This window comes from Vibrio nigripulchritudo ATCC 27043 (assembly GCF_000222685.1).
Taxonomy (GTDB): Bacteria; Pseudomonadota; Gammaproteobacteria; order Enterobacterales; family Vibrionaceae; genus Vibrio; species Vibrio nigripulchritudo.
In genome coordinates this window covers 1-17,355 of record NZ_AFWJ01000014.1, presented here as the reverse complement: position 1 = coordinate 17,355, position 17,355 = coordinate 1, and the positions used below count along the sequence as shown (strand labels likewise).

Below are 17,355 nucleotides of genomic sequence, written 5' to 3'. Positions count from 1 at the left end.
GCAGGCTCCAAAAAAGCTCGAGCCTATGCCCTCTTCACTTTTCACCGTAATATTGCCGCCCATTCCCTGAACGATCTTCTGTGTAATCGCCAGCCCTAACCCGGTACCACCAAATCGGCGAGTAGTGCTGGATTCAGCCTGTTCAAAAGGTTTGAAGATTTTCTCTTGAGCCGACTTGGAGATACCTATTCCGGTATCTCTGACCTGAATGGACAGGTACACTTTGCCATCCCTCTCGTACTCATTGAGATATACCTCCACAAAGCCACGGGAGGTAAATTTGATTGCATTGTTCAGTAGGTTGAAGAGTATTTGCCTCATTCTTGCTTTGTCGGCGTTATACCAACGCTCGGTTGGCATTTCACTGTACACTTTGAAGCTCAATCCTTTTTCTGTTGCCAAGGTGTAGTAAACACTGTTGATACTGCCGATGATACTGGAGAGTGGGAATGGTGAAGAATCGAGTTCCAGTTTGCCCTGCTCTATTTTGGAGAAATCCAGGATCTCGTTAAGCAAAGTCATCATGTGTTCGCCTGAGTCATACAAGCTGTGCAGAAGCTTTTTCTGATGATCGTTCAGATCGGTTTTCGCCAGAATTTGTGCCGTGCCTAACACACCATTCATTGGGGTACGGATTTCATGAGATAAGGTTGCCAGGAATGCGGATTTTGCTTTGGTGGAAGCCTGTGCTTTGACCTTTTCTTCCTGAAGGTAAATGGTGTTGTGGTTGAAGCTGTCTATCAGGTGGCGGATTTCATCGTTACTTCTGTAATCCATCTCGATGATACCGCTGGTGGTTGAATCTGAAACCTTATCTGCAATCACCACAATAGGGCGAATCAGGTAGCGGTTGATCATGTAATAACCGATCATCACGCAGGCTAATAAGAACGGAGCAATGATGAATTCTAAACTCATCACCAGCTCGAACGTCTCTTCCGCTACCAGGCGTTTCGAATTCACAACGTCTATTTCCCAGTTGTAGGTACCAAATTTCAGCTGAGATATATAGATATTTTTAGAGAGAAGAAAGTTGTGTTCGGTGATAGACGTTCCGTTCTGATCTCTGATTAAAACGCCGATGTCGTACTGGTTGGCGTGGTTCTGCACGTATTTGATCAGCTCTGAGAGTGAAATATCAATGGTCGCTACCCCCTGAACCTTGCCACTTTTAAAGTAAGGGGTTGATGCGGTGATCATTTGGACATGGGTGTAGGGATCAATGTAAACGTCAGACCAAGAGACCTGTTGAGGCTGTATATTAATGGCAGACGTATACCAAGGCTCGATATTGTATCCACCGGATTCAGGGTTGTTCCAGGAATGGATAAGGTCAACACCGCCTTCTATGTTCTTGTTATAGAAAAGGCTATTTAGCCTTATACTTCGGTCGATCAGATACGGTTCAGGCCAGATCCCACCACTGACGATCATATTGGTGCTTTGAGCTATCATGGTTGGCAGCAGTGTTTTGAGTTCTTCATACTCGCCCGTTGCTTCACCTATAGCTGCAATGCTGTGCAGTAACCCTAAGGAACCGTTAAGCGATTCATCTAAACTTGTAGCCAGAAGCTCGGTTCTCAAATCGAGGTTTCTCTCTAGCTTGCTTTTGATTGGGTATTCCACCACGACATAGGTAATACTGCCTACTGTCGCGATGAAGAAACAGAGGTACAAACCCAAAGCGATGATACTTTTCTTTTTTAGTGAAGATTTGATCGCCATAATCTTAGCCAACCATGCACATATTAAAAAACCTAGATCTTAGTATGGTATTCATCAAGTCTTTTTCCACTTACTTGAGCTTGTTACAATAGCGGGATAACACTTTACAGGAACTTGTTTTGACTTTAACAGAATTGCTCGCTTTACCTGAAATGGAAGGCAAAATTTTAAATGAGTACCAGATCCGTGGATTTGTTACTTCCATGGCTGCAGCACCGAACGTTATCGATCCTGCTGAATGGCTGGCGTTTTTATGGGGCGGTGAAGAAACGGCGCCTTTTTCAGCGCATGAGCAACTTGAAGCGTTTGCAAACCAAGTAATTAACATCTGGAATGATGCCCGCCCTCAACTTCTGGAAGGTAGCTGGCAGTGGCCAGAAGGCTGTGCTCTGGATGAAGAGGAGATCGTAAACCAACAAGCACGTGACTTCACTGAAGGTCTGCTTCAGGGTTGGGGAGTATCACGTGATGACTGGGAAACATTGATGCCGGAAGACAGCGAAGATAACGCGCTTTTAGGTGGCGTTATTTTGTCTATGAGCATGCTTTACGATCCGGAAACCGCGATCACGACTCTTGCTCAACAAGGTATTGAAGGTCTTGAACAGTTTGAAGAAATCTTCAATGCCCTTCCAGTCATGCTATGTGGGTTAACACAGCGCGGCGTAACGCTGGCAGAAAACCAATAAGATAACCTCAAAACAAAAATGCCGCGATATTCTCGCGGCAATTTTACTTGAATTGGTTTCAGTTATTAAGCGTTACCTTTCACCTGCATATTGAGCTGCTCGGCAAAATCCAGCATTCTGTTCAGAGGAATCAAAGACTTCACACGCACTTCTTCGTCCACAAATATTTCATGCTCTTCCCCACCTTCAATCAGGGCTTTCTCAATAGCCGCTAATCCGTTCATTGCCATCCAAGGACAGTGAGCACAGCTACGGCATGTAGCCCCCGCACCTGCGGTTGGAGCTTCAATCAGTTCTTTTTCTGGAACCAATTGCTGCATTTTAAAGAAGATGCCTTTGTCTGTTGCCACAATCATTTGCTGATGAGGTAGCTCTTTGGCAGACTTAATTAACTGACTGGTAGACCCAACGGCATCCGCAAGCTCTACTACGCTTGCTGGCGACTCCGGGTGAACCAGAATGGCAGCGTCAGGATAAAGGTTCTTCATTTTTCTGAGCGCATCGGCAGAGAATTCATCATGAACAATACACTCGCCTTGCCATAACAGCATGTCTGCTCCGGTTTTATTGGCAATGTAAGAACCTAGGTGACGATCTGGTCCCCAAATTATGGGTTTGTCTTCTGCGTCTAGGTGCTCAACAATTTCAAGAGCGATACTGGATGTCACTACCCAGTCAGCACGTGCCTTTACTGCCGCCGACGTATTCGCGTACACCACAACAGTATGGTCAGGGTGAGCGTCGCAGAATTCGGTGAATTTGTCTGAAGGGCACCCTAAATCAAGTGAACATTCCGCTTCCATATTCGGCATAAGAATGCGCTTTTCTGGTGTCAGGATCTTAGCGGATTCACCCATAAAGCGAACACCACCAATAATGAGGGTACTTGCTGGGTGGCGGTTACCAAACTTTGCCATCTCCAGTGAATCACCTACGAAACCGCCCGTATCTTCCGCGAGGGCCTGAATTTCAGGATCGGTGTAATAATGTGCAATCAATACCGCTTCTTTTTCCTTCAACAACTTTTTAATATTGTTTATGTGCTGTTGTTTTTGGTCACCAGTAAGTGGAACAGGCTTTGGAGGAAAAGGGTAAACGGTCTCGATAGTGTCTAAAATGTGGCTCATTGCTCTTGCTCTACGCAACTTCCAAGTAATCCGGGTATTGTATACCCAAACGACTTCGCGCTTCTAGAGGATGTATAGCTCAGAGATGAATTTGTTATTTCAAATTGAAAGATATTGTCGGAAGGGCTTTAAGAATACACAAAATCTAGCCTTGAAAAGCAATTCAGGGTCGAAATGACCCTGAATTTTTCATGCTTATTGCATCTGTTTTTTCGCCATATCCGCTGAGGCACTTTGCGGATATTCACTGATGACCTGCTGGTAATATTTTACAGCAGCATCTGGCTTTTTGTTTCGCTTGGCAATGTCGCCAAGTTTCAGTAATGCGTCTGCTCTCTTATTGGACTCATTGTATGCCACTACAGAGGCAAAACTTTTAGCTGCATCGACATCTTGCTTCTTTGCAAAGTAAAGCTGACCCAGCCAGTAATGCGTATTAGGAGCAAATTTCGAGTCTGGGAAATCTACCTGAAACTGCTTGAAAGCGGTTATGGCACCCGCGTAATCGCGTTGCTTAAGAATGAGGTCGACCGCATCTTGATAAGCCGTTTGCTCATCTTTATTGGTTGAAAACGTGCCTGTTGAGTCGTTTCCGGAATCTGTGCTCGCAGCGACAACAGGAGCCTGTTGAAGTTGCTGTCTCATGCTATCCAGCTCAACGAATAATTCACGCTGGCGCTGAAGCATTTGATTCATTTCGTAGGAGTTACGTTCTACAATCCCGCGTAATTCACCAACCTCTGCACTGAGTTCATCGATTTGACCCTGCATTTGAATCTGAATCTTAGCGCGGTTTTGAAGCAATCGCTCGAGACGCTGAACTTCGGTTTCATTCGCGGATGAAGGTCGGGCAGAAGTGGAAGCGGTAGTCGTTGATACAGTGGTGCTATTGAGATCGGTTACTGGAGCTGGTGCGGCGAACGCTACATTCGCCGCACTTGCCAGCAACGTAAGCGAGATGATTCGCTTAGAGTTACTGAACATAGGAAAATTCCTATTAGTAAACTAGAACAGCGCGACGGTTTTTAGCGTAAACCTCTTCGCTTTGACCTAGTAGTAGAGGACGTTCTTCACCGAAGCTGATTACTTCGATTTGGTCTGCCTGAACACCCAGAGCTTGCAGGTACTTAGCAACAGCTTCAGCACGACGCTCGCCTAGCGCGATGTTGTACTCTGGAGTACCACGCTCGTCTGCGTGACCTTCGATGCGTACTTTAAGAGCTGGATCTTTGCTGATGAAAGCAGCGTGTGCAGCTAGCATGTCTTCGTAATCAGACGAAATGGTCGCGTTATCAAATGCAAAGTAAATTGTCTGAGTTTCACGAAGTTGCGCGTCTTTGATATCTTGGTCGCTAAGCTGAGTGCCTTGATCAAGTGGCGTCACTTCAGTTGTGGTATCTGCCGCTACAACTTGCTCAGTATTGTTAGTTTGAGAAGCTTTAGTGGAATCTGCCGCGTTGTCGCTTGAGCTACATGCCGTAACAGCTAGTACTGGTAGCGCAATCATAAGCCCTTTAAGAACTTTATTAAGTTGCATCTTATTCTTCCTTATTTGTCCGAAACTTTGTTTTAACCGATTTGCCGAACTACACACAAACGGTTATTTCTACAAAAATGGTGACCAGGCGGGAGCTCTAACACGCCCATTTGTTGCCGGTAATCTAGCTTTAAAGCGACCATCTATAGAGACCATAGAAAGTACATTCTTCTTCCTATACATGGAGCTGTAAATGACCATACCACCGTTTGGCGCAATACTTGGAGACTCGTCCAGTTGTGTTTTAGTCAACACTTGTACGGCTCCTGTTTCCAAATCTTGCTTGGCCAAATTAAACCCGGAATCGTTCCGATTAACCATAATCATGAACTTTCCATCTGGTGTGATTTGTCCACCCAAGTTCTGGCTGCCTTGCCAAGTTAGACGGTTGGTCGCACCATCTAACAAATTTACTCGATATATCTGAGGTTTACCACCCCGATCCGAGGTAAATATTAGCGATTGTCCATCAGGATGCCAAAATGGTTCTGTATTATTTGCTCTACCTCTCGTTATTTGTTCCAGTTTTCTGGTTTGTAGATCGAGAATGTAGACCTGAAGACTGCCGGTTTTCGACAGCACCAATGCCAATTTCTTCCCATCAGGGGAGAATCTTGGCGCACCATTATGACGAGGGAATGACGTGAGCTTTTCACGCTTCCCAGTATAGATGTCCATCAGATAAATTTCTGCACGTCCATTCTGAAAGCTTACATAAGCAAGTTTTCTCGCATCTGGAGACCATGCAGGTGACATAAGAGGTTGCTTAGATCGCAAAACCAAACGCTCGTTATAGCCATCATAATCAGCGATTCTGAGCTGGTAAGGGAACTTCTCTTTGTCGTTAATAACAACATACGCAATACGAGTCAGGAATGCACCTTTTTCACCCGTTAGCTTTTCATAAACAAGATCTGAAATACGGTGCGCGTATTCACGTAGCCTTGGTCCCGGGACAGTAGCACGCTTGTTAAATAAAACGTGATCTTTCGAAAGCACCAGTTCGCCAGTGTCGCTTAGTGCTTTACTTTGTCCGCTGGTTAGCTGACCGCGAACTACGTCCACAAGCTGGTATTCAATCAGGTAACTGCCCTCAGCATTTTTGGTGACCGTACCCGTCAAAAGTGCATCTACACCCAATGCCGTCCATGAAGAGAATTCAACATCTTCATCGGAATAAGGGGTCTGAGGCATTTTATTCGGTGCAACAGGGCTAAATTTTCCGCTTCGTTGTAAGTCTGACGCGATAACAGCACTAATATCGTGCGGTAATTTCCCTTCACCTTCCCACTTAAATGGAATAATGGCGATGGGGCGAGCGGAGTCGATACCATCGGTAATCACCAGCTCCAAGGCCGCATTTGCAGTATTTGCCAAACTGGCGCATATGACCAGTATTCCTAATAAAAGGCGTTTAATCACTTCTTAGTCCTTTTAATCCAATTCAACGGTTAGATTGATATTTTTAAGCTGATCAGCCACATCTTTTTCTTTTGGAACTGGAAAAGATGCTACCTGAGCAATCGCACTTTTCGTTGCAGCGCAGACGCGCGAATCGCCGCCTAATACTTTAACGCCATTTACAATGGCACTGTTACCTGTATGTATCAGGCGCATATTCACTCTACACGACTTTCCCAAAAATGAGTCATCCTTCAGCAGGCGGCTCTGGATCAGTTGCTTATAAATAGCTCCATATCTCTGAACTTCACTGGTTACATGCTGCTGTTTCGCAGCAGAGTTTTGAGAAGATTCACTCTCCAAACCTGCAAAGATGTCATTTAGAGCAGCTTCCTGTTCTTTTCGTTCCCTTTCAAGACGTTCTAAGCGCTCTTTTTCTTTTCTTGCTTTTTCCGCAGCCTCTTTCGCTGCTTTTTCTTTGGCTATTCGTTCAGCTTCGGCTTTTTCAGCGGCTTCGCGTTCGCGTCGAGCTTTTTCTTCCGCTTCTTTAGCGGCTTTTTCACGAGCGACACGCTCTTCTTCTGCCTTAGCAATTGCCGCCTCTTTCTTCAGGCGTTCTTGCTCTGCTTTCTTAACCGCTTCCTCTTTCGCTTTTCGCTCGGCTTCGGCTTTTAGCAACGCGTTCACGTTCTTTCTTCGCACGTTCTTCTGCTGCCTTGCGCTCCTGCTCTTTTTTCTGGCGCGCTTTTTCAGCTTCACGAGCCTCTTTTTCAGCTTTAACTTTCTGTTCTTTCAACTTGCGAATACGCTCTTCTTCCGCTTTGCGGTCTTTTTCGAGCTGATCACTCTGTTTTCTGAGTTTGTCGAGCCTTTCTTGCTCTGCTCTCTGAGCGGCTTCACGCTGTTGGCGAATCTCTCTCGCTTGTTGTTGAACCATTTGAGGGTCGATCACTACAGCTTGCACCATGTTGCCTGTCTGGTCTTGTTCAGGCATGGAAAAATCCGTTCCAAACAACAAACCGACTATCAGCACACCGTGTAAAACAGCTGATATCGTAATCGCGCTAGTGTAGTTATTCTTGTTTTTCATCGATTAACCGATGGTTCCCTATTTCAAATCCGTTAGCAGCCCAACTTTTGGAATGCCTGCTCGGTTTAGTTCATCCAACACCAGTACTACTTCAGCATATGGTGTAGCAGCATCACCACCCACCGCAACTGGAGAATCTGGAGCCAGAGAAATCTCCGCTTTTACACGAACAATGATGTCTTCAATACTGAGACCGCGAATCACATCTTCATCGTTCACGCTTAAACCTAAATTGCCCTCTTTATCTATCTCGACAATGATAAAGCTGGCTTCACTGTCTCCTGCTAAGTCAGACGCTGGCTTCGCTGTTGACGTTTTTGGCAGTTCTACTTCTACCCCCTGCGTAACAAAGGGAGAGGTCACCATAAAGATGATCAGAAGCACCAGCATAACGTCGATATAAGGTACAACGTTAATCTCCGCCGTCAGTTTTCTCTTTTTACGCTGGTAACCTGCCATTACTGGTCCTTACCTGCAATGGCTTGACGATGAAGAATGCTGTGAAACTCTTCAGAAAATGTCGCATAGGTATGTTCCAGCTTAGATACCTGATTGCTAAATCGGTTGTAAGCCATTACCGCTGGAATCGCAGCAAATAGCCCCATTGCTGTCGCAATCAAGGCCTCAGCGATACCGGGTGCAACCATAGCAAGTGTCGCTTGTTTAACTTCGCCGAGTGCAATAAAGGCATGCATGATGCCCCAAACGGTGCCGAACAAGCCAATGTATGGGCTGATAGAACCAACTGTCGCCAGAAATGGCAGGCTGTGTTCCAGATCGTCCACTTCACGGGCAACAGCAACACGCATGGTTCGTCCTGTTCCTTCCATAACGAATTCAGGTGAAGTACCTGGAGAACGGCGAAGCTTCGCGAACTCGGTAAAGCCTAGATAGAAAATTTGCTGGCTGCCATAAATGTTGTCTTTTCGAGCTTTGACTTCCTGGTACAGCTGAGAAAGGTCAACACCAGACCAGAATTTGTCTTCAAAGCGATCAGCATCTTTCATCGCTTCTTTTAATATTTTGCTGCGTTTGATAATCATCGCCCAAGAGATAACTGACATACCAAGAAGGGTCAGCATTACGAGCTTTACGAGTAAACTGGCTTGTAGGAAAAGATCTAAAATTGAAATATCAGCTGTCACTGTCTATTAACTCCGCAGTCATTGAGCTTGGGATTGCCTGAGGTTTCATGGTTGCTGTGTTAATGCATGCTACCTTAACTTTTGCTTGGCACAATGCTTTGCCGTCAGGATTAACTAACTCCTGACAAAATACCAAAGAAGCACGCTTTAATTCAGAAATTGATGTTCTTACTGTCAGGGAGTCGTCTAATCTTGCGCCCTGTAGAAAATCCATATCAACATGACGAACAACAAAGCCGAGGTTTTCAGTAAGAAGCTTTTGTTGACAGACTCCGAGAGATCTCAGAAGTTCCGTTCTAGCACGTTCAAAGTAGTTAAGATAATTGGAGTGGTATACGACCCCACCAGCATCTGTATCTTCATAGTAAACTCGAATCGGCCACTCAAAGATGCTCGTTTGTTCCCCTTTCACCAAGACACCAATCACAAAATAAATAAAACGTAACTATACCTTATGTTGCCGCTGCATCAGGAAAAATAAAGAAGTTTTTTGTGGCTAACTACAAAAAAATGAGAGCAGTTGGCTGAGAACTGCTCTTAGAGGTGAAGGTTTATACACTTACTAAGCAACAAAGCGCATTGCAGTAAAGAAGATAAGCGCTGGCATTGAAATGTATGGGCTGAAGACTACCTGCCACAACCAGAGTCTTGGCTTAAATCCGATGCCGTAAACCATACTCGAACAGACAGAAAACACGAAAAGTGGTCCAAGGAATACATCAAAACCACCAATGTCTTCTGCGTATTGTGTTGGCTCCCACATAAACAGAGCCACATGACCAAACCCCAACAATAAGGAAAGAGCCCGTAAAAGGGCTCTGTCCATAGGTTCGTGGAGTTTAGCAATAGAGATCGCTAAATTATTCTTCACTATCCTTATCCATCATTTCTGTGTGCTCTAGCCAAAGAGCATTGATGATGCCGAACGCACATGCCAGCAATACACCCAAAATCCATGCAAAATACCACATAGTAATGCTCCTTAGTAAAGCGAGTTTTTGTTTTCTTCGATGAACTTAGAATCAAGACGACCAAACATCTTGTAGTAAGTCCACGCTGTGTAACTCAGGATGATTGGAACCATCACAAACGCCACACCTGTCATCAGGTTCAGTGTCAGCTCACTCGATGTGGAATCCCACATTGTTAAGCTGTGGTTCGGTGATTCGCTTGAAGGCATGATGAATGGGAACATTGCAAAACCTGCCGTCAAAATAACACCTGCGTTAGTCAGGCTTGAAGCCAGGAACGCCAGACCACCTTTCTCAAAGCGAGAAGCGACGATAGCAAGCAGCGGCATTACCACACCCAGAACTGGTGCAGCCCACATTAGAGGATACTTTTCAAAGTTCAGCATCCAGGCACCTTCTTGCACCTCTACCACTTTTTTCAGTGGGTTTGACTCACCTGCGATATCCAACCCGCTAACAACCACGTAACCATCAATGTGTTGAACCCAGAAACCGGCACCAACAAATGTCACGACAACTAGCGCACCCGTTATTTGAGCAACCAGACGAGCTCGGTTGTGGATTTCATCTGTTGTTTTCATTTGAAGCCAGGTTGCACCCTGCATGATGATCATGAACAAGCTCACCAGACCACACAGCAATGCAAACGGGTTTAGCAGGCCAAAGAACGAACCGTTATACGTTGGCATCAGGAAGTCGCTCAATTCAAACGGAACACCCTGAAGCAAGTTACCAAATGCAACACCAAAGATAAGTGGTGGAACAAAACCACTGATAGAGATAGCAATATCCCATGACTGACGCCACTTTGGATCTTCTATCTTAGAACGGTAATCCAGACCAACCGGACGAAGCCACAAGGCTGCCAGAGTTACGATCATCGCTAGGTAGAAGCCAGAGAATGATGTGGCGTAAACCAATGGCCAGGCTGCAAACAGTGCACCACCAGCTGTGATTAGCCATACTTGGTTACCGTCCCAGTGTGGGGCGATAGAGTTAATCATCACACGGCGCTCGGTGTCGTTTTTACCGATAACAGGTACTAAAGCACCCACGCCCATGTCGAAACCATCTGTAATTGCGAAGCCAATAAATAGGACACCAATCAGCACCCACCAGATGAATTTTAAGATTTCGTAATCAAACATCTTTATTCTCCTTGCTTATGCTTCTACTTGGCGACCAACTTTGTCTTCGACAGAGTCAGCGTTTTGTTCGAAGTGGTAGCGACCTGTTTTCAGGCTACTTGGTCCTTTACGTGCAAACTTCACCATCAGGTAAACTTCAGCAATCAAGAACACTGTGTATAGCGCAAGAATCGCAAATAAGGATGTCCAGATTTCTGCTGCGGTAAGAGCAGAGGCAGCAACGTGTACTGGCAGGATTTCACCTACAGCCCACGGTTGACGACCGTATTCAGCCACAAACCAGCCTGCTTCGATAGCAATCCAAGGTAGCGGGATGCTCCAAAGTGCAGCTTTAAGGATCCAAGGTTTCTGCTCGATCTTCTGACGACACGTTTGAACAAACGCAGCACCAAATACGAATAGCATGACAAAGCCACACGCCACCATGATGCGGAACGACCAGAATAGCGGCCATACTGTCGGGATAGAATCGTCGGCAGCTGCCTGAATCTGTTCTTCCGTCGCGTCTGTAACCGTTTCTGTATAGCGCTTCAATAGAAGACCGTAACCCAGGTCACCTTTGACTTCGTCAAATGCCGCCATGTTAGCTTCAGATTTGTCGCCCGCTCTAAGCTTTTCAAGAAGCTCGTACGCGTACATACCAGTACGAATGCGTTCAACGTGGTCATCACGCAAATCACGAAGACCCGTCACTTGCTCATCGAAAGAACGAGTCGCAATGATGCCCATTACATAAGGAATCTTAATGGCGTAGTCAGTTTCCATGGTTTCCTGATTAGGAAGACCAAATACCGTAAATGCCGCAGGAGCTGGTTCTGTGTGCCACTCAGCTTCAACCGCTGCAAGCTTCACTTTCTGAACTTCACCAAGCTCGTAACCAGATTCGTCACCAAGAACGATAGTAGAAAGAATGGCTGCCATGCCGAAAGAAGCTGCGATCGCAAACGAGCGACGAGCAAACGCAATGTCACGCCCTTTCAATAGGTAGTAGGCACTGATGCCAAGAACAAACATGGCACCACAGGTATAGCCAGACGCAACCGTGTGTACGAATTTAACCTGTGCAACCGGGTTTAGAACAACCTCGGAGAAGCTAACCATCTCCATACGCATGGTTTCAAAGTTGAACTCTGCACCAACAGGGTTCTGCATCCATCCGTTTGCAATAAGAATCCAAAGTGCTGAGAAGTTCGAACCTAATGCAACCAGCCACGTCACTACAAGGTGCTGGCGTTTACTTAACCTATCCCAGCCAAAGAAGAATAGACCGACAAAAGTGGACTCTAAGAAGAAAGCGACGAGGGCTTCAATGGCGAGAGGTGCACCAAATATGTCACCTACGTAGTGGGAATAATATGACCAGTTAGTACCAAACTGGAACTCCATGGTTAAACCGGTGGCAACACCGAGCGCGAAGTTAATACCGAATAGCTTACCCCAGAACTTAGTCATGTCCTTGTAGATTTGCTTGTCGGTCATTACATAGAGAGACTCCATAATGGCAAGTAGGAAAGCCATGCCTAAAGTCAATGGAACGAATAGGAAGTGATACATCGCAGTAAGCGCAAATTGCAACCGCGACAGATCAACTACGTCAATCATGGTAACTCCTTTCGTGTCGGCTGAATGACACCGATTCACATTGCAGCGTATGTTGGGTTACACCATTGAAACAGTGGCTAACAAACAACTCTAAATGTTGTGAATTAGCTGCGTATTGTTGCAATTATGTACCCAAATGGTTAGTTTAATGTTAAGTATCAGCTAATATAGCTTGGTCTAATATTAACGATAAAATCAGTATGTTTCAAAAAATTTATACCAGAGATCTGCTTTGATTTAGGTCAAAAATCGACGGTAATCGGCGGCTAAAAATCAACCAAATTGATCCATATCAATCAAGGTAGAATTTCTTGAACTGTTTATATTGATATAGATCACATTAATAAAATTTGGAGGGAAATTACGTGCTAGATTCTTATTCCAAAATGTTCTGAGAAAATTTGCAAAAAATTTGTAGCACGTCGAAAAATGAGGTTTTTTGAAGCCAGTTGGCAATAACGCCAACTGGATAAGCATGTGAAACAGATGGGGAAATTGTTGTTATTTTGTTGGATTATCCAACCCGAAGTGTAAATAAGCGCGATCGGTCGCTATTCTTCCGCGCGGGGTGCGTTGCAGGTAGCCTTGTTGTATCAAATAGGGCTCAATAACATCTTCTATGGTGTCTTTCTCTTCACCAATCGCTGCTGCTAAGTTATCTAAGCCCACAGGACCGCCAGAGAACTTTTCCATAATCGCCAGCAATAGCTTACGATCCATGTAATCAAAGCCCTGATTGTCGACATCCAGCATGTTTAGAGCCTTGTCAGCTATGTCACTGCAGATATGTCCGTTACCTTTCACCTCTGCGTAGTCGCGTACACGCCTGAGCAAGCGGTTTGCGATACGTGGTGTGCCACGGGCTCGTCTTGCCACTTCTAACGCACCTTCCGCATCCATAGAAAGATTTAAGCAGTTCGCACTGCGCTGCACGATGTGCTGAAGGTCTTTAACGTTGTAGTACTCTAGCCGCTGAACGATGCCAAAACGGTCTCGCAGCGGCGATGTTAGAGAGCCTGCACGAGTGGTTGCACCAATTAAGGTAAACGGTGGTAAGTCAATCTTGATGGAGCGAGCAGCTGGTCCTTCACCAATCATGATATCAAGCTGGTAATCTTCCATTGCTGGGTAGAGAACCTCTTCGACCACGGGGCTAAGCCGATGAATCTCATCGATAAAAAGCACATCGTTTTCTTCAAGATTGGTAAGAAGCGCCGCCAAATCTCCAGCCTTCTCCAACACTGGACCAGAAGTGGTCCGAATGTTCACTTCCATCTCATTAGCTACGATGTTAGCCAACGTGGTTTTACCCAAACCAGGAGGACCGAATATCAGCAGGTGATCGAGTGCTTCGTTTCTTAGCTGTGCGGCTTTAATGAAGATCTCCATTTGATCACGAACGTGGTCCTGACCTTGATAATCTTCAAGCTTTTTGGGGCGAATCGCCCTGTCTATCACATCTTCATCTCTGAAGCTTGGATTTTCAGGGGCAATAAGTCGGTCTGCTTCGATCATATATTTACTATTCTAAGGTTCGTTTAATCCGCGGTTTAAACCATGGATTTTAATGCTTCGCGGATAATTTCTTCACTCGTCATGCCAGACTTAGCAATTTGAGAAACCACTTTCGATGCGATTTGTGGCTTATAACCCAGTGCCAATAGTGCGCTCACGGCTTCATCATCGGCATTTTGATTGTCTGCTTCTGGTGCTGAGTCAATTGGAGCCGCATCTGTAGCAGGTGTAAACAGGTCGCCAGCTCCCCACCCTTTCAGACGATCTTTCATTTCAACCACAAGGCGCTCGGCAGTTTTCTTACCTACACCCGGCAGCTTGACCAGAGTCGAAATGTCTTCACGTTCAACACAGGACACAAACTGCCCTGCCGTCATACCGGAAAGGATACCTAAACCAAGCTTAGGACCAACACCATTGGCTTTAATTACTTCACGGAATAACGCGCGTTCTTTAACGGTATTAAAGCCATAAAGAAGCTGAGCGTCTTCACGCACCACAAAATGAGTGTAGATGATGGCTTCTTCGCCCACATTGGGCAGTTCATAAAAACAGCTCATTGGCATTTGCACTTCATACCCCACACCTGAGACTTCAATAAGCAGTTCTGGTGGCTGTTTTTCTATCAAAATACCGCGAAGGCGTCCGATCACAATCTTGTCCTTAGGAATAAAAATTCAACGAAAATGATGATAATAGATTACTGGATGGATAGCCAGTTCAATAAAGAAAAGTGGGAACGCTTAGGGTCTGTTGCCCCTTGGCTCCCGCTTAAATGATTTATGATGAATTAGCGGTAGCGCCCTTTCTTCGCGCTGGTTGCCTGCCCAGCAAGTGCTACCAAGGTTTTATTGGTGTTTGCATGACAAATCGCGACACCTAGCGCATCAGCCGCATCGGCTTGTGGTTTAGCGGGTAACTTCAACATGCTAGTCACCATGTGCTGAACTTGCGCTTTGTCTGCACCACCAGTGCCTACGACGGCTTGTTTGATTAACCTGGCAGCGTACTCAAATACAGGTAAATCTGCATTAACGGCAGCTACTATCGCGCTACCTCGCGCCTGCCCTAGCTTAAGCGCTGAGTCGGCATTTTTCGCCATAAAGACCTGTTCAATGGCAAACACATCCGGTTGAAACTGGGTGATGATTTCCGTGACGCCAGCATAAATCTGCTTCAGGCGACTTGGTAAGTCATCATGGGAGGTACGAATACAACCACTACCCAAATAGTGTAAGTGTCTGCCTTGCTGACGAATCACGCCGTAGCCAGTGATTCGTGAACCGGGATCAATACCCAGAATTATCGACATACAAGGTTTCCTATTTTTAAAGGACCGCCACAAAATGCATTGCTACACTTTATGCCTTTCATAGGATCAAAGGGCAGCTGCCACTTCATCCGAAATATCACCGTTGTGGTAAACCTCTTGTACGTCATCCAAATCTTCTAGCGCGTCAATCAAACGTAGTAGTTTAGGAGCGGTATCTGCATCCAAATCCGCTTTCGTCGAAGGTATTAACGAAACTTCTGCATTTGCGGCTTCAAAACCAGCGGCATCTAACGCATCTTTCACCGAACCGAAGTCCGCCGGTGCGGTATATACGTCTATCGCGCCGTCTTCGCCCGTTTCGATGTCGTCAGCGCCACTTTCTAGTGCGACTTCCATCACTTCGTCTTCATCCAAACCCGGCGCATACGAAATCACCCCTTTTTTGTCGAAGAGGTAGTTTACGCTGCCGTCCGTACCCAGATTGCCGCCAGCTTTGGAAAAGGCATGACGAACACCAGAAACGGTACGGTTGCGGTTGTCGGTTAAGCATTCAACCATAACAGCCGTACCCCCCGGACCATAACCTTCGTAGATGACGGTTTCCATGTTGTCATCACCTTCCCCACCAGCACCACGGCTAACAGCTCGGTTGACCGTGTCTCGGGTCATGTTATTCGACAGTGCTTTGTCGATAGCAGCCCGCAAGCGAGGGTTGTTTTCAGGCTCTGCGCCTCCCTCTTTTGCTGCCACCACAATTTCGCGGATTAACTTTGTGAAAATCTTGCCGCGTTTCGCATCTTGAGCGGCTTTACGGTGACGAATGTTCGCCCATTTACTGTGACCAGCCATAATTCACCTTTTCTATGATTGAAGCGCTCAGGTGGAGCGATATTGAATGCTGCCTATGAATCACCTGAGAGCGATATATCTTCATTAAAACAAAAACTCCCGCAAGTGCGGGAGTTTTCATTCATTTATTTGCGCTTACTCTGCGTCTTTTTCTTTTGCTGCCGTTACTGCAATCGCAAGCTCGTCCAACGCTGCTGGGTTAGCCAAGCTTGGGGCATCCGTCAGCAAGCACGCTGCCGCAGTCGTTTTAGGGAATGCGATAACATCACGGATGTTTTCAGTGCCGCAAAGCAGCATAACCAGACGATCCAGACCAAACGCAAGACCAGCGTGCGGTGGCGTACCATACTTAAGTGCGTCCAGAAGGAAGCCAAACTTAAGCTGCTGCTCTTCTGCCTCAATACCTAGGATATCGAATACTGCCGCTTGCATTTCTGCATTGTGGATACGAACAGAACCACCGCCCACTTCGTAACCATTCAGAACCATATCGTAAGCGTTGGAGTTCGCCGCAGCAGGGTTTGCTTTTAGCTCTTCCGCTGTAACACCTAATGGAGAAGTGAACGGGTGGTGCATCGCATGCAGGTTACCTTCGTCATCTTCTTCAAACATTGGGAAATCAACAACCCAAAGTGGTGCCCATGCACTGGTATCAGTCAGTTCAAGATCGGTACCCAGTTTCAGACGAAGTGCACCCATGGCTTCTGCCACAACGTTTGCTTTGTCTGCGCCAAATAGGATGATGTCGCCAGTTTGAGCGCCAGTACGCTCAAGAATGCCGTTGATTACTTCTTCATTCAGGAACTTAGCAACCGGAGACTGAATACCTTCTAAGCCAGCTTCGCGATCGTTCACTTTCATCCACGCCAAGCCTTTCGCACCGTAGATGCCTACAAACTCGCCGTAACCATCGATTTGCTTACGCGTCAGTTTTGCACCACCTGGTACGCGAATCACGGCAACACGACCTTTTTCATCGTTTGCAGGACCAGAGAAGACTTTGAATTCGACATCTTTCACTAGGTCTGCAACATCAACCAGCTCTAGTGGGTTACGCAGATCAGGTTTGTCCGAACCGAAACGACGAATGGCTTCGCTAAATGGCATTACCGGAAAATCGCCCAGGTCAACATCCAGTAGTTCTTGCCACATATCGCGAACCATTTTTTCTGTGGTTGCACGAACTTCGTCTGCCGTCATGAAAGAGGTTTCGATATCGATTTGAGTGAATTCTGGCTGACGGTCTGCACGCAAGTCTTCGTCTCGGAAACACTTAACGATTT

Annotated in this window: 20 protein-coding genes; 1 reads left to right on the top strand and 19 read right to left on the bottom strand. The window is 46.0% G+C overall.

The features are described from left to right. On the bottom strand, positions 1-1,725 hold a 1,725-nt coding region (locus RH89_RS02995; RefSeq protein ID WP_004398563.1), incomplete at its 3' end, for a sensor histidine kinase. A gap of 119 nt (positions 1,726-1,844) precedes the next feature. On the opposite strand from RH89_RS02995, the gene RH89_RS02990 reads away from it, so the two are divergent. Next, entirely contained in the window at positions 1,845-2,414 is a 570-nt protein-coding gene (locus tag RH89_RS02990) for a UPF0149 family protein (protein WP_004398562.1), read from the top strand. 65 nt (positions 2,415-2,479) lie between these two features. On the opposite strand, the gene nadA is transcribed toward RH89_RS02990, so the two are convergent. The 18 genes from nadA to aspS all read right to left on the bottom strand — a co-directional run. Then, the gene (gene nadA, locus RH89_RS02985) at positions 2,480-3,541 is read right to left on the bottom strand and encodes a quinolinate synthase NadA (RefSeq protein WP_004398561.1); all 1,062 of its coding nucleotides are present in this window, start codon (positions 3,539-3,541) and stop codon (positions 2,480-2,482) included. Between the two features lie 195 nt (positions 3,542-3,736). Next, the gene (gene ybgF, locus RH89_RS02980; protein ID WP_004398559.1) at positions 3,737-4,525 is read right to left on the bottom strand and encodes a tol-pal system protein YbgF; all 789 of its coding nucleotides are present in this window, start codon (positions 4,523-4,525) and stop codon (positions 3,737-3,739) included. 13 nt (positions 4,526-4,538) lie between these two features. Beyond that, on the bottom strand, positions 4,539-5,078 hold the full coding sequence (pal, locus tag RH89_RS02975) for a peptidoglycan-associated lipoprotein Pal (RefSeq protein WP_004398557.1): 540 nt from the start codon (positions 5,076-5,078) through the stop codon (positions 4,539-4,541). 69 nt (positions 5,079-5,147) lie between these two features. Continuing rightward, positions 5,148-6,500, bottom strand: a complete 1,353-nt coding sequence (gene tolB / locus RH89_RS02970) for a Tol-Pal system beta propeller repeat protein TolB (protein WP_004398556.1) — start codon at positions 6,498-6,500, stop codon at positions 5,148-5,150. A 12-nt stretch (positions 6,501-6,512) separates the two neighbouring features. After that, positions 6,513-7,166: a cell envelope integrity protein TolA gene (gene tolA, locus RH89_RS30580; protein ID WP_004398555.1), complete on the bottom strand. Its 654-nt coding sequence runs from the start codon at positions 7,164-7,166 to the stop codon at positions 6,513-6,515. After that, entirely contained in the window at positions 7,111-7,569 is a 459-nt protein-coding gene (tolA, locus tag RH89_RS30575; protein ID WP_004398554.1) for a cell envelope integrity protein TolA, read from the bottom strand. Before tolA (RH89_RS30575) ends, tolA (RH89_RS30580) begins: the two co-directional genes overlap by 56 nt. Before the next feature lie 18 nt (positions 7,570-7,587). After that, entirely contained in the window at positions 7,588-8,028 is a 441-nt protein-coding gene (locus tag RH89_RS02960; protein ID WP_004398551.1) for an ExbD/TolR family protein, read from the bottom strand. Continuing rightward, a complete protein-coding gene (gene tolQ, locus RH89_RS02955) occupies positions 8,028-8,714 on the bottom strand; it encodes a protein TolQ (protein WP_004398546.1) in 687 nt (228 codons plus the stop codon). The genes RH89_RS02960 and tolQ overlap by 1 nt, the downstream gene beginning before the upstream one ends. Further along, entirely contained in the window at positions 8,704-9,141 is a 438-nt protein-coding gene (gene ybgC / locus RH89_RS02950) for a tol-pal system-associated acyl-CoA thioesterase (RefSeq protein WP_004398543.1), read from the bottom strand. The genes tolQ and ybgC overlap by 11 nt, the downstream gene beginning before the upstream one ends. A 135-nt stretch (positions 9,142-9,276) precedes the next feature. Continuing rightward, positions 9,277-9,585 carry a cyd operon protein YbgE gene (gene ybgE / locus RH89_RS02945; protein WP_004398541.1) on the bottom strand — a complete coding sequence of 103 codons (309 nt, stop codon included), beginning with the start codon at positions 9,583-9,585 and terminating at the stop codon, positions 9,277-9,279. Beyond that, on the bottom strand, positions 9,575-9,685 hold the full coding sequence (cydX, locus tag RH89_RS29000) for a cytochrome bd-I oxidase subunit CydX (protein ID WP_004398540.1): 111 nt from the start codon (positions 9,683-9,685) through the stop codon (positions 9,575-9,577). Before cydX ends, ybgE begins: the two co-directional genes overlap by 11 nt. 11 nt (positions 9,686-9,696) lie before the next feature. Continuing rightward, on the bottom strand, positions 9,697-10,833 hold the full coding sequence (gene cydB / locus RH89_RS02935; protein ID WP_004398539.1) for a cytochrome d ubiquinol oxidase subunit II: 1,137 nt from the start codon (positions 10,831-10,833) through the stop codon (positions 9,697-9,699). A 15-nt stretch (positions 10,834-10,848) separates the two neighbouring features. Then, positions 10,849-12,435, bottom strand: coding sequence for a cytochrome ubiquinol oxidase subunit I (cydA, locus tag RH89_RS02930; RefSeq protein ID WP_004398538.1), 1,587 nt, complete (start codon positions 12,433-12,435; stop codon positions 10,849-10,851). A 501-nt stretch (positions 12,436-12,936) separates the two neighbouring features. Next, the gene (gene ruvB / locus RH89_RS02925) at positions 12,937-13,950 is read right to left on the bottom strand and encodes a Holliday junction branch migration DNA helicase RuvB (RefSeq protein WP_004398537.1); all 1,014 of its coding nucleotides are present in this window, start codon (positions 13,948-13,950) and stop codon (positions 12,937-12,939) included. 35 nt (positions 13,951-13,985) lie between these two features. After that, positions 13,986-14,603 (bottom strand): Holliday junction branch migration protein RuvA, encoded by a 618-nt coding sequence (gene ruvA, locus RH89_RS02920; protein WP_004398536.1) that lies wholly within the window; start codon positions 14,601-14,603, stop codon positions 13,986-13,988. Between the two features lie 137 nt (positions 14,604-14,740). Next, positions 14,741-15,262, bottom strand: a complete 522-nt coding sequence (gene ruvC / locus RH89_RS02915) for a crossover junction endodeoxyribonuclease RuvC (protein ID WP_004398535.1) — start codon at positions 15,260-15,262, stop codon at positions 14,741-14,743. Between the two features lie 66 nt (positions 15,263-15,328). Further along, positions 15,329-16,072, bottom strand: coding sequence for a YebC/PmpR family DNA-binding transcriptional regulator (locus RH89_RS02910; RefSeq protein WP_004398534.1), 744 nt, complete (start codon positions 16,070-16,072; stop codon positions 15,329-15,331). A gap of 135 nt (positions 16,073-16,207) precedes the next feature. Continuing rightward, a partial coding sequence (gene aspS, locus RH89_RS02905) for an aspartate--tRNA ligase (RefSeq protein WP_004398533.1) occupies positions 16,208-17,355 on the bottom strand: 1,148 nt, incomplete at its 5' end.

What these genes read in the sequence shown, in the direction of transcription:
- nadA (WP_004398561.1), bottom strand. Translation starts at nt 3,541, where the DNA reads ATGAGCCACATTTTAGACACTATCGAGACCGTTTACCCTTTTCCTCCA.
- ybgF (WP_004398559.1), bottom strand. Translation starts at nt 4,525, where the DNA reads ATGTTCAGTAACTCTAAGCGAATCATCTCGCTTACGTTGCTGGCAAGT.
- pal (WP_004398557.1), bottom strand. Translation starts at nt 5,078, where the DNA reads ATGCAACTTAATAAAGTTCTTAAAGGGCTTATGATTGCGCTACCAGTA.
- tolA (WP_004398554.1), bottom strand. Translation starts at nt 7,569, where the DNA reads ATGAAAAACAAGAATAACTACACTAGCGCGATTACGATATCAGCTGTT.
- RH89_RS02960 (WP_004398551.1), bottom strand. Translation starts at nt 8,028, where the DNA reads ATGGCAGGTTACCAGCGTAAAAAGAGAAAACTGACGGCGGAGATTAAC.
- cydX (WP_004398540.1), bottom strand. Translation starts at nt 9,685, where the DNA reads ATGTGGTATTTTGCATGGATTTTGGGTGTATTGCTGGCATGTGCGTTC.
- cydB (WP_004398539.1), bottom strand. Translation starts at nt 10,833, where the DNA reads ATGTTTGATTACGAAATCTTAAAATTCATCTGGTGGGTGCTGATTGGT.
- cydA (WP_004398538.1), bottom strand. Translation starts at nt 12,435, where the DNA reads ATGATTGACGTAGTTGATCTGTCGCGGTTGCAATTTGCGCTTACTGCG.
- ruvB (WP_004398537.1), bottom strand. Translation starts at nt 13,950, where the DNA reads ATGATCGAAGCAGACCGACTTATTGCCCCTGAAAATCCAAGCTTCAGA.
- ruvC (WP_004398535.1), bottom strand. Translation starts at nt 15,262, where the DNA reads ATGTCGATAATTCTGGGTATTGATCCCGGTTCACGAATCACTGGCTAC.
- RH89_RS02910 (WP_004398534.1), bottom strand. Translation starts at nt 16,072, where the DNA reads ATGGCTGGTCACAGTAAATGGGCGAACATTCGTCACCGTAAAGCCGCT.